Genomic DNA, 22,508 nt, shown 5'->3' with positions numbered 1-22,508 from the left:
CTATGTTCACTCACTGAACCGTCCCGGACGTTAATATCACGGACGTGCGGGGAAGCGTGTCGTACACCCGAATGACCGATCATGTTACGGTGCCGTTCGCCCCATGGGGAGTCGCCTTTATGTAGCACCAGCTCAGCCCAGTTCGTTCGGTTTCTTGAGCGGGAGACCGGGCCGCAGGCACTGGGCACTGATCGTGATCCGGCATGACGCCCAGCGGCCTCGAAGCTGGCCTCCGCCGAGTGGCGGGTCTGTGGGCAGCGCCTGGGCGAAATCGCCGTGCGTGAGCCAGCCGACCACCTGCATTACCGGTTCGGTGATGGTGGGATCATGTTCCCGCCGGGTAACCACCAATGACCAGCGCGGATCGCGTTCGGCGACAGTGGCTTCATTTCGGCTGATGAAGAACTCCACCCAGCCTGGTGGCGCCGAGGTCGCCTTGACCTCGAGGCGGTGCCGCTGGCCAGCGGCATCGGGGCTGGCGATGTCATAGCCTAATGTGTCGTCGATCAGGCTGACCTGGACCACATCGGCGAGCATGTGCTGCATGCTGGCGCTGCGAAGATGGGTCCGGCATGCCTCAAGTACCGCCTGCTCACCTTCGTCCCCGAATTCTTGTAGCACCTGAAGATCGACTTTTCTGGCTGCGGCAAGCAGCAACGCGTCGCGTTCTCGCACGTCTTCGAAGGTCGAGGCAAGCGCGGTGGCTACGTCGTACGGCACGAGTTCCCAGCGGACCTCATCGGTCGTCGCCATCTGCGCTAGCCACACCTCGCGCTGGTCGGTCAGAATCTTGAAGAGCAGGGCTTCGACGAACGTGTCCACCGGTAATCGGGCCATGGCCAGCAGGTTGTCGGACGGAACGACAAGGTGCCCCCGGGTCGCGAGCAGGCCAGCGCGCGAGAGCAGGCGTTCGCCCTCGGCGAGACTGCGGTGATCGTGCAGTGCGCCTGTTGCGAGGCTGCGGTAGCTCCGGTCGAGGGCGTGTCGGAGTTCGCCATCCGGCTTGAGTAGACGAGCTACGTAGAACGCCGCCTGGAGGTGCCGGTGACTCGGATGGACCGGGAACGGCTCGGGCAGCACCGTTGCTCACTTATCCGGGCCGTTGATGTGGGCAAGCAACGCGGCCATGTCTGCATCGGTCTCGATCGGAGATCCGTAGTCCTCGTCGTCAGGCAGCGACATCCGTACAAGCTCCTTGTCGTCCAGAGCGCGAGCAAGGTTGGTGGCCTTGTCCCGGATTCGCATGTCAACGACCTGATCGACGGTGTCATCCGTGATCATGAAAAGCAAAGTAGTGCGCTGGTCGGGATTCATGCCGAGCCGGTGGATGCGGTCGATGCTCTGTAGGTAGTGGCCAGCGTTGAAGGTTCTGTCGAAGTAGACCGCGTTATGGCATTCGTGGTGAAGGCTGACGCCTTCGCTCATCGCCGCAGGATTGGCGAGCAGGACCTTGCAGTCGTCGTCCTTGCGGAAGCGCCGCAGCTCCGACTCTCGGGTGATTGCCGCAGTCGGCGCGCTTGCGACGGACGGGATCCCGCCATGAATCATGGCGGGCTGGTACTCGGCCAGCCACCGTTTCAGGCCTTCGAGGTTGGAAACGAAGTTCGACCACACCAGCGTCTTGCGGGGACCGGCCGGATCAGCGACGTTCTGAGCGATGATCTCCAATAGACGGGTGAACTTGGGGGGTGTCTCGTAGCGGCTATAGCCGACGATCATTTCCCACAATCGGCTCCCGGGTTTGACGGGCAACGGTGGATGGACAAACTCACCGGGTAGGTCACGTGACCCGACCGCAAGCAGTTGGGGGTTGCTCGCCGCCTCGAGCAAGTACATGATGATCGTGCCCATGCGGGCCAGTTCGACGCGGTCATTCATCGACACGCGCAGCATGCCTGCGTAGCGATCGCGAAGACTTGAATAGATCTCCCGCTGCAAGCCGCTCAACGGGACTACGACCCGCCTAAGTGTGGGCCGAGGCAACTCCAGCTCGCTCTTCGTGGTGCGCACGAAGAGCGGCCTTATGGCCCGGTTGATTGCGTGGAGTGTTTCCGGTTGGGGGTTCCTCGTCATCACCTCGGCCGGCAGGATCCGCCGTGACTGCCCTGGCCACAAGAACTCATATAGGGGGACGAAGTCCTGGGCTGACTGCGGAGCGGGCGTCCCCGTCAGAATGTCCCGCCGTGACGCGGAAAACGCAAGGTCGAGACACGCGCTGCCGTGCTGGCCGACACGGCCCGCCTTCATCCGGTGCGCCTCATCGAGCAGCACCAAGGTTCGCCGTCTACGGACCCACTTGGTGAGCTCGCTGAGGTATGCCGCCAAACGGTGATAGTTAACCAGCAGGATCTCAGCATCCTGGCTGCCCGGCGTCCCGAACACCTTGATGACTGGGGCCATCCCCGGCTTGAAGCACTCCCCGATCTCCGTCTCCCATGCGTCGAACGCTGAGAGCGGCGCAACGACCAGGAGCTGGTCAACTTTCTTAGCAAGGTGCTCCGCCTCATAGACGGCGTATGCCACGGATGTCTTGCCGGCGCCGGGTACGGAGAAGTTCGCGCCGTGCGCCAGACCGAGTAGTTTGGCCGCGTCGCGAAGTTGGAACGGCTTGAGCGACCTGGCGAAGCGGCTCCCGTTGAGGCGGCGTTCCACGTCATCGGGGGTTATCGGCGCGTTGATCTCCTGACGTGCGCGTTCGAGCTGCCTGCGTTCAAGCTTGATCGTCATGATGATCGCCTCGGCGGCAGGTGCCCACACGATATCGACGTTGTAGCGGTTACAGGCTGGGCCCAGCCAGCCGATGTTCTCGCGGAATCGTTCGAGCGGTACCCGGACGGACCGGGCTGGGTCGCCGTCGTAGCCCCACTCGACGCGCAGCTGGCCCCAGAACACATCCGGGACGGCGCCGATCTTCTGGGCAAGGACCATGTTTGCCGCTGGGTCGAAGTCGAGCGAGATAGCAGGACCGTCGGTCACAGTAGGTTCTCCGCGGCGGTGAATCCGCGTTCTGCAAGGTAATGCAGCAGTTCATCGTGCGAGCGCAGATAGGCTTCGAGCGCGTGCTCGAGCGCTATCGGGTCCGGCTGATCGCCATCGTCCTCAAGCTCGTCGTACGCCCGGCGTACTCGGTCACATGCGGCACCAGCAGCGTTCAACTGACGCCGCGGGAGGTCGAGGGCGTCCTGGCCTTGATCGTCCTGCGCCTTGCTGTCCGCAGCTATTTGCATCGCAGCCTTGACCGCGTCGAAGAACGTATTCTTCGGCAGCCTCGTGGTGCCCTCGGTGGTCGGTATCTCCACTTCGGCGTCCCAGTCAGCGTCGCCGTCGCCCCTGCTGTGGCGGACGAGCACGTCGAATAGCGGTTGCAGGGTGACCTTCCCGGGTTGACCAACAGGCGAGTCCTCGTTGAGGTCATCGAGGACAGAAAGCCCTCCCAGGTCTGCGCGAGGGACTTCCTGTTGTCCAATCGCCAGGGACTTGGCGGCAGGCCGCAAGTTCGGCTCTTCCTCGAGCGCCTGGAGCACATAACTATCCAGATACGACTCATCGATGCGCCTTACCCGGCGGTAGTCCATCCCGGCGAGGAGACCGACGAGTTTCGCCTGCTTGACGCGGCGCGCTGCATCTGGACCTTTGCGCGCGACCATCCTCCGGTAGGACTCGTCGATCTCGATCAAGTTCTGCCGGTCGTCGTCGAAGTCTGGCCAGTGCAGCGCTCCACTGCTTGCGGCGATCAGTTCCTCGATGATCTGCCGAAGTCGGTCCTCGGCTTCCACTTCTTCGGCGGCTGCACGTCGATCCTTCGCAGATGTCGGATCGTAGTGTGGCTTCATCTGCACGCCGATTTCGTCCGGCTTTAAGTTGGAGTCCAGCAGATCCTTGATGAACAGTAACTGATTCGTGAACGAGTAGGGCTGCTGGTAGTTCCGCCGCATCTGGAAATTGAATTCCAGCTGCATGATTTCGGTGCTGTCGGCATTATCTGGCAGCACCTGGACCTTGATGAATGCGAAGGCTCTCTCGTGCCGTACCTCCTCGTGCAGATCTCGCAAGGCAACCGCTCTGGTGTTTGCATTGACCAGTACGCCTTCGTGCGTGATGAGCCCCGGCTCGCGCTGCTTTTCGTGGCGAATCATGGCCTTGACCTCGTTGTACCCGCTGGTCTGCCGAATGAGGTCGGCCAGTAGCTGTTGCGCTTCTTCGCTGTGCGGGTTGGTATCGATGATGGTGCCGCCAGCCCCGAGACTCTCGACCTGAGCGCGTACGCGGTGCGTGCGGTGGTTGAGTAGAACATCACCCACCGGGACGGTGACCACGGGCAGCATGATGTTCTCGCCGCGCCATTCGAACGGTCTGCGTTCGGTCTGGTCCGTAACTGCCGCCTTGGCTGCCGCAATGACCTCGCGCCGGGCCTGCTGGGTCAGTGAACTCATGGGCGGGGCTCCAATGGACCGTCAACCGAGTTGGTGGACTGTATGCTGCGATTCTGCCCGACCGGTACAAGGCTTTCGCCCTGTGCAACTATGCCGCTGAGCGCGTCCGCAAGCTCGGGGACTGTCCGCTCGGTGTAGATTCGTCCATTAAACGGACGAGCGAGTTCGGCCGTGGTGTTCCGTTCCGCCCATCCCGGTCCTACCAACACCACACTGCAGGCGATGCCGAGGCGCGCCGGAAGCGTCCCGAGCCTAGCTCCGCTCTTCCTTGCCGTTCCGCCGTCCCGTGCGACCGAGACGGCGACCGCGTGCGTCAGTGCCGGTGAATGCACCAGCACGGCGAGTTGTCCGCCCTCGTTACGCCCGTCCTCCGCAGCAGCGCTCGGGTTGGCTCCCACCCGCGTCAACAGCTCCCGTGACGCCGCGTTCATGGCAAGCCGGTGATAGGGCACCGACCGCTTGTCAAGCAGCTCGCATAGAGAGGTCGTTACCGCAGCTTGCACCTTCTTGCCCGTGCTGCTCCTGTGGGCGACCCATGCACTGCCAACTGCTCGCTGGGTCAGCAGAAGCTCATATGGGACACCATGGGCCCTCATCTGCTCAACCAATGCCCATCCGCGCTGCCGCTCAGGCTCGTCGTCGATCTCGGGCAGCAGGTGTTCAACCGGCCGGGCCGGCTGGGCAGCTGGACTGCTTGCCGTAACTTGGCCGGTGATGACTGCGTCGATGACGTCAAAGACCGCCTTCAACTGGTCGTTCTTCCACTTGCCACGTAGATCGGTGGGGACTGACGCATCCCGGACTCTGGCGCGTAAATCTCGGTAGGACAAGCCAGCCGCTGCGCAAAGCGTGGTTACGACATTGCGGTCGTCCTGTTGTGCAGCGATGACGGCGGCCAGCGTAGTGCTTGTCAGGGTCCGAGTCGCGGTCCTGGCGGCCAGCGCGTCAAGGGCAGCTTTGTACTGCGCCGGCCGCAGCACCTCATCGAGCGCGAGAAGCTCCTGGCTCGGATCCAACTCGGAAACCACCTCGGACCGGCAGACCTGCCGAATCACCCGGCTAGCCAGCCCTTGGAGGTCTGCCGTCAGCGCCTGATCCTCGATTATTAGCAACGACGCCAGCAGGTTCGGTAGATCGATCGGCCGAGGCACCGCGCGCTCCTCGACTAGCCACGCCAGCGCATCCTTGGTGGAGGTTCTCCGGGTGACTTGCCGAATGTAGGCCTCGGCGTCTTGCAACTCCAACCTAGATCCTTTCGAACGCACGAGACGAACAACAGCATTTCACCGGACGCGCACTGTGGTCGCTCACGCCGGGGCGGCGATGAACGACTCAGTCTGAGCTTCTAATTTTGCCGCACAATGACGAGGAAAACCTCCCCTATCGAAGTACGGACCGCCACATTTTGGGCTGGCAGGCCACATTAGCCAAAGTGAGGCGTCCTACGGCTTCCGGACATTCGGGATCACAACCTGACAGAGAGCCTGGAAGGGGCAGGTACGTGACGAGACATCGCCGGCGGTTCTCGCCGGAGTTCAAGGAAGAAGCTGTCCACATGGTGCTGGATGGCCCGCGCACGGTCGCCTCAGTCACCCGTGAGTTCGGGATGAACCCCACCACCCTCGGCAGCTGGGTCAACATGCACAAAGCCCTCCACCCCCAGACCGACCAGCCGCTGTCCGGGCCCGAGCGCGCCCGGATCCGCGAACTGGAGCGGGAGAACGCCGACCTGCGCGAGAAGCTGACCTTCCTCAAAAGCAGCGGCCTTCTTCGCGGCCGAGACTCGATGACGCTCGCCAAGTACGAGCTGATCGAGGCGGAGAAGGCCAACCACGCGATCGTGCGGATGTGCGCCTGGCTGAAGGTCTCCCGCTCGGGCTTTTACGAATGGCGTAGCCGCCCGGCCTCGGCCACTGCGCAACGCCGACAGCAGCTCCAGACCCGCATCACCGCCGTCTTCACCGCCAGCCACGACACCTACGGCTACCGGCGGGTGCACGCCGCCCTCACCCGCGCAGGCGAAGACTGCTCACCAGAGCTGGTCCGGGCGCTGATGCGCGAGTCGGGCCTGGTGCCGGTCCAGACCCGCACCTTCCGGCCGGCCACGACCGAACCGGGTGATGCGCGCGGCATCCCGGACCTGGTCAGCCGCGACTTCACCGCGACGCGTCCCGGAGCCAAGCTGGTCGGCGACGTCACCTACATCCGCACCTGGGAAGGGTTCGCCTACCTGGCCACCGTCATCGACTGCCACAGCAAGGCCGTGCTGGGCTGGGCGATGGCCGACCACTACCGCACCGATCTGGTTAAAGACGCCCTACGCAAGGCGCTCGGCACCGGCCTGATCGAACCAGACGCGATCTTCCACACCGACCGCGGTTCGAACTACACCAGTGACGCCTTCGGCCGCTTTTGCACCGACCTGCGGATCCGCCGCTCGGTCGGCCGCGCCGACGTCTGCTACGACAACGCCATGGCCGAGTCGTTCTTCGCCGCGCTCAAGACCGAATGGCTGGACCGGTTCGTCTTCACCACCCGCGCCAAGGCCCGGCAGCAGGTCATCCGCTACATCGAGGGTTTCTACAACCGGCGGCGCCTGCACTCGGCCCTGGGCTACCGTCCGCCGTCCGAAGTCCTCGACGAGCACCACTCACATCCACGAGCCGCATAGGCTCAAGCCCCATACGCCGCCTGTCCGGAAAGTCTTGGGCACCCCACCCATCTACGTAGTTTCGAGGGCGTCATCAACCTGTACGTCGGCGATCCGTCCGAGGCGCACGACTACTTCGCCGCCTCAGTCGCGTCACTCGTCGCGCCGCGGGAACGAGTGCAGCGAGCGATCGTGGCGACCGACCAGGCGATCGCCCGCATTCACCTCGCTGATCCGCGGTCGGCCGCCGCGCTGTTGCACGAGTGCATCGATACCGCGTCCGAGGCGGGCGGCAGAGTCGCCGCGATCCGCCTGCGCCATGCGCGTCGCGATCTGCGTCTTTGACGGCGTGAGGGTTTCGTGGCCGACCTCGATGACCACTTGATCGAGTCATTCGGTGTGTGAGCAGGGACGTCGGGAGAATCCCCCCGACTTCCGGTTCGGAACTTGATCGGCTTACCGGAGCGACCGGAATCCGCGACCGGAGAACAGATGGTCATCGGTCTGAACGAGCGGCCACCGCCGGGTACGACCGTCCCGGGGAGCAGGGCCGGCCTTCTCTGGGTATCCGCCCTGGGAGACCGTACTCGGTGAGCGTACGGTGAGCCGGGTAGGGAAGGGCGGCGCGCGGGTCGGCGCGTCGCGGGCACCCGAAAGGACGGGCATGACGGGAACGACGGCGGAACCCGGTCTCGGAGCGGGCCCATCGGAGAGGGTCCGGCTGACGCAGTACGCGCACGGGGGCGGGTGTGCCTGCAAGATCCCGCCCGGGGAGCTGGAGGCCGTCGTGGCGGGCCTCGTGCGGCGGCCCGCGGAGGGCGCGACCGGGGAGGGCATGTCCGCGGACGGCGCGCCCGCGCCGCTGGGTGAGCTGGTCGTGGGCCTGGACGACGGCGACGACGCCGCCGTCGTCAGGATCGAGGGCGGCCGGGCCGTGGTCGCCACCGCCGACTTCTTCACGCCCGTGGTGGACGACCCCTATGACTGGGGGCGGATCGCCGCGGCCAACGCCCTGTCCGACGTCTACGCGGTGGGCGGCGAGCCCCTCGTCGCGGTCAACCTCCTCGGCTGGCCCCGTGATCGGCTGCCGATGGACCTGGCGAAGGAGGTGCTGCGCGGCGGCCTGGACGTGACCCGCGCCGCGGGCTGCCACGTCGCGGGCGGTCACAGCGTGGACGACCCCGAGCCGAAGTACGGCATGGCCGTCACCGGCCTGGCCGACCCGGAGCGGCTGCTGCGCATCGACGCCGGCCGGGCCGGGCTGCCGCTGTCGCTGACCAAGCCGCTCGGCGTCGGGGTGCTCAACACCCGGCACAAAGCCACCGGGGAGGTCTTCCCCCAGGCGATAGCCGCGATGACCACGCTCAACCGGGACGCCTCCCGGGCGGCGCTCGCCGCGGGCGCCCGGTGCGCCACCGACGTGACCGGCTTCGGCCTGCTCGGTCACCTGTACAAGCTGGCCAGGGCGAGCGGCGTCACGGCCGTGGTGGACGCGGCGGCCGTGCCGTACCTGGAGGGCGCCCGCGAGGCCGTGCGCGACGGTCACGTCAGCGGCGGCACCCGCCGCAACCTCGCCTGGGTGGAGCCGCATCTGGACGCCGGGAGCCTGGCCGAGGAGGACGTGCTGCTGCTGGCCGACGCGCAGACCTCCGGCGGCCTGCTGGTGGCGGGCGAGGTGCCCGGCGCACCGGTCATCGGTGAGCTCCTCCCCTTCGACGGCACGGCCCTGCGGCTGCGCTGACCCGCCCCGGGACCTGGCGGGGCCAGAAGGACGGGAGCCGGGTGAGACCGGCGGGAGCGCGGAACGGCCGGGAAACCGGTGGACGAGCCCGGCCCCCGGTCACCGGCCGGTGGGTCAGGGCCAGGAGCGGGACGGGGCCGGGGTGGAGGCGCGGTCGCCCGACTCCAGGCGCTGACGCTGGGGCACCACGGTGTACTTCGGGTCGGCGGCCGAGGCCCGGCCGGCCTCCAGGACGCCGAACCGGGTGCACAGGGCCCCGCCGGTCAGCGCGAGGCCGGACAGCGCGGTCAGCGTGCGGCTGCGCCCGGCGACCGCGGCGAGCAGGCCGCCGCCGGCGGTGAGGGCGCGGGCGGCCCGCATCAGGCGGCCCGACTTCCCCTCCCGGTACGGCTCGCCGACCAGGCCGAGCCGGCGTTCGATCACCGTGCCCGCGGCCAGCTCGACGGCCGCCCCGGCCGCGGCGGCGACGCGGGCCGGGCCCGCCTGGGCGCGGGGGGTGGCCAGCATGCCCACGGCGCCCGCGCTGGCCAGAGCGCTCCCGGCGAACAGGAACGGCAGCTCCCGGTGCGCCTCGTGCCAGGCCGGCACGGCGGTGTCGGCGACGAGCACGGCCGTGTAGGTCGCCATCAGCGGGCCGGTCAGGGCGGTGGCCATGGCCGCGGCGTCTCCGGCGGCGGGCAGCAGGGCGGCGACCCTCCGGGGCAGCCGGGCCGCGACGGCCGAGGAAGGTGCGGCGGACGTCACCGCCGAGGCGGTGGCGAGCGCGGTCAGCCCGCTGTGCGCGGCCAGGACCCAGGAGCCCACGCTCATCGGCGAGGTCGGCTTGAAGATCCGCAGCATGTTGAGGAACCGTTCGGGCCTGCCGAGTTCGGCGACCAGGAAGCCCGCGCCGAGGACGGCCCCGGCGGCGGCGGTGACGCGGGCGGTGAGCCCGAGCCGGTCGTGCCCGGCGAGCCGGGCCGCGGCCGACATCAGCGACGCCCCGCCGGACAGCCCGCCGAGGTAGAGGTAGAGCGGCATGTGGGGCACGTGCCAGACCGGAGCCTTGATCACCGGCTGCCCGTAGTAGGACCGGAACTCGGCCTCGGGCACCATCGCGTCCTCGCGCCTCACCACTGCCTCACCGCTCTCCCCGGAGGAACGCGGTCACGCGCGTCCTCGCGTCCTGCCGCCGCCTCACCGCTTCCCCCGCAGGAACGCCGCGGCCATGACGCCGGCCATGGACAGCGCCGCGCCCGCGGCCCAGCCCCACATCGCGGGCAGGTCTCGGGTGGTGACCACCGGGTCGGGCGGCAGGCCGTACACCTCCGGCTCGTCCATAAGCAGGAAGAACGCGCCGTCGCCGCCCACGCCGTCGGTGGGGTCGGCGCCGTACAGCCGGGCCTCGGTCCTGCCCTGCCCGTGGAGCTCCGTCACCCGCTCCTCGGCGCGGGCGAGCAGCTCGTCCAGCGGGCCGAACTGGATGGACTCGGTCGGGCACGCCTTGGCGCAGGCCGGCTCCAGGCCGCCGCGCAGCCGGTCGTAGCACATCGTGCACTTGAACGCCCGGCCGTCGTCCTCCCGGCGGTCGATCACGCCGTAGGGGCAGGCCGGCACGCAGTACCCGCAGCCGTTGCACACGTCGGCCTGCACCACCACCGTTTCGAACTCGGTGCGGAACAGCGCGCCGGTGGGGCATACGTCCAGGCAGGCGGCGTGCGTGCAGTGCTTGCACACGTCGGAGGACATCAGCCACCGGTCCACCGGGCCGCCGGCCGCGGCGCCGGGCCGCTCGCCGTCCGGGCCGATCTCGACGCCGGGGCCCACGGAGTCCGCGGGCGGCTCGCCGTCACCGGGAGCGGACGCGGGAGATGACGCGGGGGCGGGGACGCGCTGCTCGATGAACGCCACGTGCCGCCAGGTGCTCGCGCCGAGGCCGCCGGTGTTGTCGTAGGAGGTCGCGCGGAAGACGAACCCGTCGTCGGGGACGTCGTTCCACTCCTTGCACGCGACCTCGCACGCCTTGCATCCGATGCAGACGCTCGTGTCGGTGAAGAACCCCACCCGCTCAGCCACGGCGGTACTCCTCCATCAGTTCGAGCAGAGCAGGTCCCCTGGGACGCCGGCCGGGCCGGATGTCGCAGGTCGCGGCCTTGCTCTCCTGGATGTAGACGTTCGGGTCGAGCACCACGGGCATCAGGTCGTTGGTCACGTCGCCGGTCACCACGCCGCCGCCCCAGCCCCAGTGGTACGGCAGGCCGACCTGCTCGATCCGGCGGCCGTCGAGCCGCAGCGGGCGGATCCGGCCGGTCACCAGGACGCGGGCCTCGATCGCGGCGCGCGACGTCACGATCGTCGCCCAGCCGCCGTTGACCAGGCCGATCTCCTCGGCCAGCCGGGGCGACACCTCGCAGAACAGCTCCGGCTGGAGCTCGGCGAGGTAGGGCAGCGTCCGGCTCATGCCGCCCGCCGTGTGGTGCTCGGTCAGCCGGTAGGTCGTCAGCACGTACGGGAAGCGCGACGACTCCGCCGGGTTGTAGACCACCTCCGGGCGGTCGTAGACCTTCCGGCAGGGGTTGGCCCGCCGGCCGTACAGCGCGTTGGGCACGGGCGACTCGTGCGGCTCGTAGTGCGTGGGCATCGGCCCGTCGGCCATGCCCGCCGGGGCGTACAGCCAGCCCTTGCCGTCGGCCTGCATGATGAACGGCGCGCTGCCGGAGATGGCGTCCTCGGCCGTGGCCTCGTCCGGGGGCAGGTAGTGCGGCGGCTTGTCCTTCTCGAAGTCCGGCACGTCGAGGCCGGTCCACTCGCCCTTGTCCTCGTCCCACCAGACGAGCTTCTTGCGCTCGCTCCACGGACGGCCCTCGGGGTCGGCGGAGGCGCGGTTGTACAGGATGCGCCGGTTGGCCGGCCAGGCCCAGCCCCATTCCCGGGCGATCCGGTCCTGCTCGTGGCGTGACTTGCGGCGGGCGGCCTGGTTGACCTCGTCGGCGTAGACGCCGCAGTAGATCCAGCAGCCGCACCGGGTGGAGCCGTCCGGCTCCAGCTCGGTGTAGGCCGACAGGGCCCGTCCGTCGGCGCCGGTGCCGTTGATCTCGCGCAGCACCGCCTCGGCCGACGGCTCGGCGTGCTCGCCGTGCTCGGGGTAGTCCCAGGTCAGCTCGCGTAGCGGCAGGTCGATGTCGTCGTCGGACAAACGCTGCCTGATCCGCTTGGCGAGGTGGTGGTAGAACCACAGGTCGCTGCGGGCGTCGCCCGGCGGGTCGACCGCCTTCTCACGCCACTGCAGCAGCCGCTGGGTGTTGGTGAAGGTGCCTTCCTTCTCGACGTGGCTGGCGGCGGGCATGAAGAACACCTCGGTGCCGATGTCCTCGGTGCGCATCTCCCCGGTCTCCAGCTCCGGGCCGTCCTTCCAGAAGGTGGCGGTCTCCACGAGCCGCAGGTCGCGCACCACCAGCCAGTCGAGGTTGGCGAGCCCGAGCCGCTGGAGCTTTCCGCCGGAGGAGCCGACCGCGGGGTTCTCGCCGACCACGAAGTAGCCCTTGACGGTGCCGTCGATCTGTCCCAGCACGGTCGTGTAGTGGCCGTGGTCGCCGGTGAGGCGCGGCAGGTGGTCGAAGCGGAAGTCGTTGTCCGGGGTGGCCGCGTCGCCCCACCACGCCTTGAGCAGGCTCACCATGTAGGAGCGCTTCCTGCCCCAGAACCCGGTGTCGGCGCCCGCGGCGGCGACGTAGCCGTCGAGGTCCTCGTGCCGGTGGGCGTGCGGCATCGGCAGGTAGCCGGGCAGGATGTTGAACAGCGTCGGGATGTCGGAGGAGCCCTGGATGCTGGCGTGGCCGCGCAGCGCCAGGATGCCGCCGCCGGGCCGTCCCACGTTGCCGAGCAGCAGCTGCAGGATGGCGCCCGCGCGGATGTACTGCGCGCCCACCGAGTGCTGGGTCCAGCCGACCGAGTACACCCAGGCGGTGGTGCGCTCCCGGCCGGAGTTGGCGGTGATCGCCTCGGCCAGCTCGGCGAACGCCTCCGGCTCGATGCCGCACGCCTCGGCCACCATCTCCGGGGTGTAGCGGGAGAAGTGCCGCTTGAGGATCTGGTAGACGCAGCGCGGGTGGTTCAGCGTCGGGTCGGTGGACGGCGTGGCGTGCGTCCGCGCGCCGCCCGAGCCGTACTGGTCGGGGCCGGCCGCCTCGGCGTGCTGGGCTCCGCCCTCAAGCTGCTCAGGACGCTCCCCGGCCGCGGCCTCCTCCTCCGCGCCCTCGTAGGCCCAGCTCGACGGGTCGTACTTGTGTCCTTCGGCGTCGTAGCCGGAGAACAGCCCGTCGAGGTCCTCGGTGTCCCGGAAGTCCGCCGAGACGATCGTCGAGGCGTTGGTGTAGGCCAGGACGTACTCGCGGAAGTCGAGCCCGTTCGTCAGCACGTGGTTGATCAGCGCGCCGAGCAGCACGATGTCGGTGCCCGCGCGGATCGGCAGGTACCGGTCGGCGAGCGCGCTGGTCCGCGTGAAGCGCGGGTCGATGTGGAAGACCTTCGCCCCCCGGGCCTTGGCCTCCATCACCCACTGGAAGCCCACCGGGTGGCACTCGGCCATGTTGGAGCCCTGGATGACGATGCAGTCGGACTCGGCCAGATCCTGCTGGAAGTCCGTGGCGCCGCCACGCCCGAAGCTGATCCCCAGACCGGGGATGGTGGAGGAGTGTCAAATACGGGCCTGGTTCTCCACCTGTACGGCGCCGAGGGCGGTGTAGAGCTTCTTCATCAGGTAGTTCTCTTCGTTGTCCAGCGTCGCTCCGCCCAGGCTGGCGATGCCCAGGGTGCGCCGGACGACCTTGCCGTCCTCCTCCTGCTGCCAGGTCTCCCGCCGGGTGCGGACCACCCGGTCGGCGATCATGTCCATCGCGGTGCCGAGGTCGAGTGGCTCCCACTCCGTGCCGTGCGGGCGCCGGTAGAGCACCGTCCTCTGCCGGTCGGGGCGATTGACGAGCTGCTTGCTGGCCGAGCCCTTGGGGCACAGGCGCCCCCGGGAGATGGGGGAGTCGGGGTCGCCCTCGATCTGGGTGACCCGGCCGTCCTTGGCGTAGACCAGCTGGCCGCAGCCGACCGCGCAGAACGGGCACACCGACCGCGCGACCTTGTCCGCCTGCTCGACACGGGGGCGGAGCGCGTCGGTCTTCGCCGACCGCGCCGCGTCGCTCCGGGGATCCTCGCCCCTCAGCTGCCGGAGGACCGGCCAGCGGAAGATCCCTCTCTCCCGTGTCATGCGCCTCTTGTTACCCATGCTCCTGGCGGGCTAATCCGCTTTTCGGCTTTCTCCATATCTGCTGTCATGTCGCCTTTTGGGCGGCCAGGGTCCGGTAGGCGTCGCGGACGACCAGCAGGCGGTCGAGACGGAACCTCCCCGGTCCGGCGTCCCGCACCCGCCTGCCGCGCTCGGTCCAGAACGCCTCCCCGGGCACCTCGTCCCGGCCGGGCGGGACGAACTTGACGACCTCCTCCACCGCCGCCACGGCGACCGCCAGCGCCGACGCGGCCTCGCCCGGACCCGCCGGGGAGTTCCCTGCGACGGTGTCGGCCACCCAGAGCCACTCCCCGGCGTCCAGCAGCCGCGACGGCTCCGGCCCGCCGAACGCCGGGAACCGCGTGGGCGCGACCTCCCGCTCGGGCAGGGCGAACAGGGACTCCCGTACGGCGCCGCAGCCGGAGCAGGTCCCGGCGTAGCGGGAGACCGGATCCCCCGCCACGGTCACCAGCCCGCCCTCCCAGGCGGTGCCGGTCGATCCGCAGGCGCACGGGCTCAGGTCCAGGTAAAGGAGCGCCTCGTCCCTGCTCCGCGCCACCGGGAACGGCGCCGCGTCCCTCCCCGCCCCGCCTCCCGGGACCACGGCCCCCCCGTTCACCCGGTCCTCCCGTCCGTACGGCGCGCCGTGACCGCCGCCGACGGATCGGGCGCGTCCAGGGCCGGCGGGGCGAGGCCGGGGGACGGAGCCGGAGCCGGAGGCACGGTGCCGGGAGACGAAGGCGTGCCGTCCGGCGGCGTCTGGGGACGCAGTCCGCAGACGCACGGGCCGTCGGGCGGGCAGGCGCACTCCTCCGGCGGGATCCAGCCGGTGGAGTTGGTGAGCCTGCGCATCCGCCCCCAGTACCCGTCCCTCGTCTCGACCTTCGGTTCGGAGTGGTTGAGCAGGCCGTCCAGGCCGATTCCGGCGCCGATCCGCTGCGCCCCGCCGGCCTCCCAGGGCGGCACGGGCGGGACGCGGCCGTCGGCCAGCATGAGCCGCCTCAGCCCTTCGATCTCGTGCGCGTGATAGGCGCGCTCGTCCTCGGTGCGGGCCGCCCGCCAGCCGTCCGCGAGGTGCCGGTACTCGTCGTAGCGGACGTCCATGCAGTAGTCGTGGCGCGCGGCCTCGCCGACCGCGGCAAGCAGGCGGCGGAACGGGGCCGGCCCGGCCCGGTGGTCGGCGGCGGCCTTCCGCTGCAGGGCGTGGCCGACCTCGTGACCCACCAGCCGCGCCACCGCCTTCGGGTCCGGCCGGCTCGTCAGCAGCATCTCGGACGGGTCCTCGGCGCTGCCCGTCCGCAGCTTCGTCCGCCCCATCAGCCGCGACGACGGGCCGAAGTGCACCACCGGCATCCCCGCCGTCCGGTCCCAGCTCAGCCGCCTCCTGGGCCGGCCGATCCGGACCCGGAAGTGGTGCGTGTCGCCGTTCCGCAGCTCCACGACCAGCGTCGAGCCGTCGGCCGACCAGCGGTGGTCCCGGACGCCCCGGCCGAGGACGGACGGCCCGGCCTGCCTCAGTGCCGTCCGGACCTCGTCGTGGGTCAGGTCCGGCAGGTGGGGCGCCCGGATGTCCACCGTGAACGCCGTCCCGGGGATCTGCGGCGCCGTCGCCGCGAACGAGCCGCCGCCCGCGGAGGGGGCGCCGCCCGGCGCGGAGGTGACGGAACCCTGGTAGGTGCCGCCGACCGGCTGAGCCTGGTTCACGGTGTGCGACGCGGCGCTCGTCGCGGGGGCCGCCGGAACACCGGGCGGACTCAGCTCCCGGTCGACCATCGCGGTGAAGTCGCCGCCCTCCGGCAGGCGGTCGTGCAGGGCGCGCAGGTCCATCCGGCCGTCGGTGGCGGCCACCAGCGCCGGGGGGAGCGCGGCGAACGCGGCGGCGAACCCGCCGTCGGGCACCCCGACGACCCGCCGGCCCGTCGGATCCAGCGCGGCGCTCAGCAGCCCGCCGTCCGGCGTGGCGAGGTAGGGGCGCACGACGCCGCCGGGACCGCGAACCTCCAGGTGGACGGGGACGCCGAGCTCACGGGCGAGCGCCCGCGCGTCGTTCACCCGTGCCGCCTGCCACTCCGGGCCGGCGTCGACCGTGAGCAGAAGCGGCGCGCCGGACCTCCGGATGCCCGGCGCCCTCCGCCGTGCGTGCTCGGCCAGCGACCGGTACGGCTCGGCGGCGTCGAAATCCGGAGCGCTCTGCGACTGCTGGGACAGCTCGTCCAGGGAGAACCGGGTCGTGGGCCCGCCGCTCCCCCGCGTCCACCGGGCCCGCCAGCCGCGGCCGGGCTCACGCCGTACCGCCGGCTCGCCGAAGCGCCAGCCTCCGCCGCGGACCGGGGGCGCCCCCTGCTCGCGGCGGGCCTCCGCCATGCCCTCCTCGAACAGGGTCACGTCGGCGCGGCCGGCCGCGGCGCCGAGGATCTCGACCCGCCGGTAGAACGGCCTGCCGGGTACGACCGACCTGCGCTCGAACGTGACGTGGTAGTCGATCCGCGTCCGGACCGTGGTGACGTCGCCCCTGCGGAAACCGCTGGTCTCGGCGCGGCTGCCGGTGGTCCCGGAGATCCGCTCGGAGGTCTGCCGCCCGGTGGAGCCGTGCACGTTCACCCCGGACGGGCCGTGGCCGCCCCCTCCGGAGACGCCGTGCGACCGGCCCGACTCGACGGCCTCTCCGGAGGTCGCCTGGCTGCGCTCCACGTCACCCAGCTCGACGTCCGCGCGCCCCGCGGCGAGGACGCGCACCTGCGAGGGGACGGCCCGGACCCGTACGTCCACCACCTGGCCGGGACGGCCCGGCACGGGGAACCTCGCGATCCGGTGGCCGTTCGGCCCGGCCATCCTCCGCAGGTTGGCGTTCCGCGCCATGGCGGTGAGCGTGTGCTCCAGATCGTGCCGGTAACGGCGGGCGCCCCTGCGGCCGAGGACGTCGCGACGGGACAGCCCGTCGTACACGGCCTGGAAGAGCCCGGGGGCATGCGTCGACTCGGTGAAGAACGTCCTCGGGAACGCCAGCGGCCGGGTGTCCGCGGGCGTGTTCGACTCCGCCGCCTTCGCCGCCTCCACCAGCTCGGACGGCACGAGGCGGTTCAGGTGGCCCTTCAGCTCCGTCACGACGGGCCGGCGCCCGCGCCCGCGGCGGCCCGGCCGGTCGACCTCCACGGTGACCTTCACCGCGTGGGCGACCCGGTCCATGCCGTTGAAGGAGGCGATCCGCTGGAGCCGGGTGAACTGCTCGCCGGCCGACCCGGAGGTGGAGTGGCTGACGCCGCCCTGCACCTTGGCGTCCCCGCCCACCGCGCCGCCGAGGGCCGCGGGCGTGCCCTCGCCGTTCACGCCGCCGCCGAACGCGATGTTGAACGACTCCGACCAGGAGTTGTCCTGGTAGGCGTAGTCCTGGACGATCACTCCGGCCGCTCTCGTCCGGTTCAGCAGTCTCGGCGGGCCGACGAACTCCATCTTGACCCGGACGGTCAGCGGCCGGCCGTCGTTGCCCCGGACGCGCGCGGTGTAGGTGTGCGGCGCCCCGTCCGGGTCCAGCATGCTGTCGAGCTTGCCGTGCCACCGCTTGCCGCTGAAGTCGCGGAACAGGCTGCGCCACAGCGCCCGGTTCCTGCGCGTCGCCCCCGGGGCCTTCTTCTCGACCGCGGCGAGCACCTCGTCGAACAGCTCGATCTCCTCGCCGTTCCGCTTCAGCACGAGCTCCTCGACGCCGGTCTGGCCCATGGCGTCCCTGAGATGCTCGGGGAGCGTGGCCACCTCCGGGGCCACCGCCCGTTCGCGCCTGCTCAGCTTCGCGTCGGGGTCGTCCAGCAGCTTCTCCAGGACCGCGGTCCTGGCGCGCTCGTAAGCGATCATGCGGGCCAGCCGGCGGCCCGGGTTCCGGGGGTGCCCCAGCGCGCCGTACCGGCCGTCGGAGAGCGCGTCGAGCCTCCCCACCATCCGCTCGGCGGTGTGGCCGGCGGTCAGCACGGGCAGCGGCGTGCCGGTGCGGCGGGCGGCCGTCTGCTCGCTGAGGTAGCGGCCGACCAGCGGGGCCGCGACGTCCGGGGCGATCTCCAGGTTGCCGTCGAGGTATCGCTCCATCACGTCGGCCAGCTGGTCCACCGGCAGCCGCAGCTCTCCCTGGGCGTACAGGCGCAGGGCGTCACGCTCGGGGATCATGTAGACGACGGGACGGCCCGGCGCGCTGACCACCTTGGCGTTCGGCGAGCCGGGGACGCCGACGGTGACGTCGAAGTCGGCGCTCATCCGGAAGACGTAGTGCTTGCCGGTCTCGATGACCAGCCGCTCCCGGCCCCAGATGCCGAGTTCCTGCGCGGAGACCGCGGTGCTCCGCGACGCCGATCCGCTGAGCCCGCCGCCGGCCTTGGGCGCCGACTCCTGACTGAACCCGCGGGACACCGAGACGTCGCCCGCGTGACCGCGGGTCCGGCCGGCGGAGGCGGACTGGCTGCCCAGGGTGAGGTTGATGTCGCCGCTCACGTGGTCGACCGCGCCGACGAACTCCGACTCCCCCGCGCGGCCTCGGACCCACACCGGCGCGCGGAAGCGGCGCACGCCCCGGGACCGTACGGCGAGCTCCATGCCGGCCTCGCCGAACATCCGGTCCGGCTGCGCCATGAAGGCGCGGGCGTTGAGGAAGGACGCCAGCATGTTGACGATCACCGGGTGCGACCGCACCCACCTCGGCAACTTGGGCAGGACCCGTTGCAGCAGGTCGCCGGTGTCCACGGCCCGTAGCGTGGCGCGGCGCAGCGTGGCGCGGGAGGTCGGGTGCGGCGTCGGGGTCCGCACGGAGCCGTTTCCCGAGTCGTCCTCGGGCAGCAGGTCCGCGGGCACCATCAGCAGGGAGCTGCCCTGCTGGGTGGTGATGGGGTCCGCCATGGACTCGATGTCGGTGATCCTCACCGTGTGGTTCCGCTTGGCGACCGCCGTCAGCCCGGTGTTCTCCCCGAGGATCACCTGGTTGACCGTGCCGCCCTGGGACGACCCGGAGTTGACGCCCCTGCTGTAGGTGTAGCCCCCGCCCCGGGAGCCCGTGCTCTCCCCGTCCGCGCTCTTGTCGTCGCGCCCGCCCTCGACCCTCATGTCGTGACTCGCCGACTCGCCGCGCGACAGCCCGGACGTCTCGGAGTCGATGTCCAGGTCGACGGGGACCTCCGCGTCGGTGTACTGCCAGGAGCCCACCTCGTGCTGGTCGAGCGTCAGCACCAGCGTGACCCTCTCCGGAGCCCGGCCGGTGCGGTCAAGAGTGAAGGTCATCTGGATGCCGTCCTGGGCGCCCTGGTCGTAGGCGGCGGCCACCCGGCGCTCGTCGAGCTGCTCCTGCAGCTCCTGGGCGTTCCTCTCGTGGCTGGCCCATTCCCGCGGGTCGGTCGACGGGACCTCGTTGCCGTCGGCGTCCAGCGGGGCCAGCATGCCGCGCTCACGCAGGTACGTCTCGACCTCCGTCCGGTCGATCGGGGTGAAGTCCTGCACCTCCGACGGTCCCGCGCCGCGGACCCGGACCGGGTCGCCGGTCTCCCAGCCGGGCAGCTCCGCCTTCCGGCCGGGCGGCGGCCCGGCCTTGGGGTCGTCCCGGAACACCGGCGAGCCGTCGGGATTACGGAGCGGCGCGCCGGAGTCGTCCCGCGCGATCCCGTCCGCGTCGACCTTGGCGCCGTAGTCGTAGGCGTACCGCAGCGGGATCCGCATCAGCGCCCGGGAACGCTGGACGAACGAGGGGCGGGGCTTGGCCTCGCCGAACCGGTGGACCGTGATCTCATGGACCACCACGGCCACGTACCCCTGGGTGTCACCGGAGTAGCGGTACACACCCGGGCGGATCATGGTGCCCCCGGTGTTCGCGCCGGTCGTGCTGGACCGCCCTTGGGAGTAGCCGAACGCCGCCTTGGCCGTGGCCTCGCCGCCGGAGGACAGCATCCCGGGGAGGGGGCCCTTGCCGCCCACGGTGCCGCCGGTGTTCCTCGACCGGCCCGACGACGTCGATCCCGACGCGCCGGAGAACTGGACGCGCAGCCGTTCCTGGTGGTGCTTGTTGGTGCCGGAGCCCACCGGTTCCATCTCCGGCGCCGGCGCCCCGTCCGGGGCGGGGACCCACTCGACCCGGCTGCGGACCCGCACCGTGCCGAGCGGCCGGCCGCCGTCGGTGATGGTACGGCTGAGCCCCTCCGGACGGTTCATCGCCTCGTACAGCCGGCTCGGCAGGTCGTCCGCCATGAAGGTGCGGACCTGGCGGCGGGCCACGTCGCCCACCTCGGGTCCACCGAGCAGCCCGACCGTGTGGTCGACCCGCTCGTCCGCCCCGCTCATCGAGATCACCACGTGCTCGGGGAACGGGCCGTCCGGGTCGCGGCGGGCCGCGGGCTGCTGGGCGGTCTCGGCGGGGGCGTGGTCGGCGTAGGCGTGCGAGACGAGCACCCGCAGCCGCTTGGCGTCCCCGGCCGACGCGATGACCTCGGCCTCGCTGCCGGATCGGGCGTCGACCGTCTCGGGCGCCGTCCAGTCCGTCTTCCCCGCGGGGCGGAAATCGACGTCCCAGGCGACGTCGGCGACGTCCAGCAGGATCGACTCTCCCCGGTTGTCCTCGACCCCGCCGAACAGCGCGAACTCGGAGGCGCTGCCGCCCTCTCCCCTCGACCGGGACCTGCCGTAGCTGCCTTCGGCCTTGACGTACGGGTCCAGCACGTTCTCGATGAACCCGCGCACCCCGTTGTCCGGCGCCAGGAACATCCCGGCCAGGGTCTTGGCCAGCGCGACGACGTTGAGGCCGAACGACATCCCCTTGTTCCGGCCGCCACTGGTCGACACCGACCGGCCGCCCTGGGGAAGCTCGCCGATCATCGTCTCGGATCCCTTGACCTTCGGATCGACGATCTCCGCGAGGTCGCCCATCCGCAGTTTGATCCGCAGCTCTCCCCGCGTCGCGCCGCCGACCTGAAGGACGACGCCGTCGTCCGACGTCACCCGCCGGAACCGGGCCCCCAGAACGTGCTCCAGCTCGTCCGGGGTGAAGGACTGGTCCACTCCGTGGTCGGCCAGCACCCGGTTGACCACACCGGTCAGCTTGGTCATGTGGGGCAGCCGGTCGGCGGGCACGCTGCCGGTCATGGCGTCGCGCGGCGGCAGCGCCGCCCGCACCGCCTCGTCGTAGGCGGCGACGGCCTCGGCGGCCTCCCGGGAGAGCCGGGCGACCTCGGCGACCCGCTCGGCGGTACGGCCCGCCGGTCCCTCGGCGGCCAGGCCGTCCAGGGCGCGTGACGCCTCCGCCACGGCGGCGCGCGCGCTCTCGGCCCGTACACGGGCCTCCTGGTAGCGGGCGGCGACCCGCTTGTGGCGCGCCCCGGTCGCCCGCTCCACCCGGACATCGGCCAGGGCCTTACGGCGCCGCTCCGGGGCTCCCCGGTCGCGCTCCTTCTCCGCCTTCTCCGCTTCCCTGAGTTTGCCCGCGATGTTCTTCCCGGCCTGGCGGGAGGCGTCCCGGTGGGACTTCACCCGCTCCTCCAGGCCGGTCTTGGCGCCGGCCAGGGACTCGCCCAGCTCCCGCACCCGGCCGGTCAGCTCGGAGAGCTCAGGCGACGCGGAGGGATTCGTACCGGTGCCCGCGGCCGGTGCGGTGTTCGGTCCGGTGGCGCCCGACGCCGCGGGATCCGGGGCCAGGGCCTCCGCCAGCCGGGCGATCTCCTCCGCGGTCCGGACCTGCGTGCCGGACCGCAGGTCGGCATGGGGGTCCGCCGGCGCCCTCAGATGGCCGGCCGCGTCGCGCATCAGCCGCCGCTCGCCGTCGCCCAGCCGGGCGGGATCCCACTGACCGGCGGTGTCGACCATCAACTCCAGCGTCACCCGCACGGCCGCTTCGTCGGTCTCGGGCGCCGCCTCGGTCAGCCGGTGGAGCGCCGCGACCGCGCCCTCGGTGTGGTTGCGGCCCTCGGCGTCGGCGAGTCCGGCGCCCAGCCAGGCCGCCGCCTCGGCACGCAGCCGTTCGGAGGTGACACGGTCCGCGGCCCGGAGCGTCAGCCTCCCGCGCACACCGCCGAGAAAGTCGGCGGAGAGGTGGACGAGCTCGCCGCTCGGCCCGGTCAGCCGCAGGTCACCGCTCCGCAGCAGCATCGCGTCGGGGGCCACGACCTTCAGGACCTCGTCGATCGCCGTGCCGGCGAGTCGCGACGCGGTCTCGGGGTCGGGGGCGGCGGCGGGATCCGGGGTCGCGGCGGTGGCCTGCGCCGCGGGGGCGGTGACCGGAGCCGTGGCGGGAGCCGGAGCCGTGGAGGGAGCCGGAGCCGTGGCGGGAGCCGTCCCAGGAGCGGGAGCCGCACCGGAGGCGGGGGTCGTCCCGGGAGTGGGGGTCGTCCCGGGAGCCGCGGCCGGGTCGGGCGCGGACGCCGGCGCCGTACCGGAGGCAGGGGCCGCCCCAGGAGCCGCAGCCGGATCCGGAGC

Annotated in this window: 11 protein-coding genes and 1 pseudogene; 2 read left to right on the top strand and 10 right to left on the bottom strand. The window is 70.8% G+C overall.

The genetic code is table 11. The annotated features are described in order from the left end of the window. Window positions 1-132: 132 nt before the first annotated feature. Genes AB0D67_RS13700 through AB0D67_RS13685 form a run of 4 tightly spaced genes read right to left on the bottom strand, consistent with a single transcriptional unit; the run spans window position 133 to window position 5,677 of the window. Window positions 133-1,080 carry a DUF3883 domain-containing protein gene (locus tag AB0D67_RS13700; RefSeq protein WP_362933688.1) on the bottom strand — a complete coding sequence of 316 codons (948 nt, stop codon included), beginning with the start codon at window positions 1,078-1,080 and terminating at the stop codon, window positions 133-135. A gap of 6 nt (window positions 1,081-1,086) precedes the next feature. After that, complete coding sequence (locus AB0D67_RS13695; RefSeq protein WP_362933685.1) at window positions 1,087-2,976, bottom strand: DEAD/DEAH box helicase; 1,890 nt, start codon at window positions 2,974-2,976, stop codon at window positions 1,087-1,089. Further along, window positions 2,973-4,433, bottom strand: a complete 1,461-nt coding sequence (locus AB0D67_RS13690; RefSeq protein ID WP_362933682.1) for a hypothetical protein — start codon at window positions 4,431-4,433, stop codon at window positions 2,973-2,975. The genes AB0D67_RS13695 and AB0D67_RS13690 overlap by 4 nt, the downstream gene beginning before the upstream one ends. Continuing rightward, window positions 4,430-5,677 carry a hypothetical protein gene (locus tag AB0D67_RS13685; protein WP_362933679.1) on the bottom strand — a complete coding sequence of 416 codons (1,248 nt, stop codon included), beginning with the start codon at window positions 5,675-5,677 and terminating at the stop codon, window positions 4,430-4,432. Before AB0D67_RS13685 ends, AB0D67_RS13690 begins: the two co-directional genes overlap by 4 nt. A gap of 257 nt (window positions 5,678-5,934) precedes the next feature. On the opposite strand from AB0D67_RS13685, the gene AB0D67_RS13680 reads away from it, so the two are divergent. Next, entirely contained in the window at window positions 5,935-7,104 is a 1,170-nt protein-coding gene (locus AB0D67_RS13680) for an IS3 family transposase (protein WP_362933676.1), read from the top strand. A gap of 132 nt (window positions 7,105-7,236) precedes the next feature. Here the strand turns inward: AB0D67_RS13680 and AB0D67_RS13675 are convergent, their stop codons facing one another. After that, window positions 7,237-7,464, bottom strand: coding sequence for a hypothetical protein (locus AB0D67_RS13675; protein WP_362933673.1), 228 nt, complete (start codon window positions 7,462-7,464; stop codon window positions 7,237-7,239). 283 nt (window positions 7,465-7,747) lie between these two features. Between AB0D67_RS13675 and selD the strand changes: the two genes are divergently transcribed. Then, window positions 7,748-8,824: a selenide, water dikinase SelD gene (gene selD / locus AB0D67_RS13670; RefSeq protein ID WP_362933670.1), complete on the top strand. Its 1,077-nt coding sequence runs from the start codon at window positions 7,748-7,750 to the stop codon at window positions 8,822-8,824. Window positions 8,825-8,938: 114 nt separating this feature from the next. Here selD and nrfD read toward each other — a convergent pair whose 3' ends face one another. The 5 genes and pseudogenes from nrfD to AB0D67_RS13645 form a co-directional block, all read right to left on the bottom strand. Then, window positions 8,939-9,937, bottom strand: a complete 999-nt coding sequence (nrfD, locus tag AB0D67_RS13665; protein ID WP_362933667.1) for an NrfD/PsrC family molybdoenzyme membrane anchor subunit — start codon at window positions 9,935-9,937, stop codon at window positions 8,939-8,941. A 63-nt stretch (window positions 9,938-10,000) separates the two neighbouring features. After that, on the bottom strand, window positions 10,001-10,714 hold the full coding sequence (locus tag AB0D67_RS13660) for a 4Fe-4S dicluster domain-containing protein (protein WP_362933857.1): 714 nt from the start codon (window positions 10,712-10,714) through the stop codon (window positions 10,001-10,003). Window positions 10,715-10,813: 99 nt separating this feature from the next. Continuing rightward, a pseudogene (gene fdh / locus AB0D67_RS13655) lies at window positions 10,814-14,060 on the bottom strand (formate dehydrogenase); the annotation flags it as partial. 64 nt (window positions 14,061-14,124) lie between these two features. Further along, on the bottom strand, window positions 14,125-14,697 hold the full coding sequence (locus AB0D67_RS13650; protein WP_362933664.1) for a hypothetical protein: 573 nt from the start codon (window positions 14,695-14,697) through the stop codon (window positions 14,125-14,127). Beyond that, complete coding sequence (locus AB0D67_RS13645; protein ID WP_362933661.1) at window positions 14,694-22,196, bottom strand: hypothetical protein; 7,503 nt, start codon at window positions 22,194-22,196, stop codon at window positions 14,694-14,696. Before AB0D67_RS13645 ends, AB0D67_RS13650 begins: the two co-directional genes overlap by 4 nt. Window positions 22,197-22,508: the final 312 nt, after the last annotated feature.

Source organism: Streptosporangium sp. NPDC048047 (genome assembly GCF_040653115.1).
Lineage (GTDB): Bacteria > Actinomycetota > Actinomycetes > Streptosporangiales > Streptosporangiaceae > Streptosporangium.
This window is presented reverse-complemented; position numbering and strand designations above follow the sequence as displayed.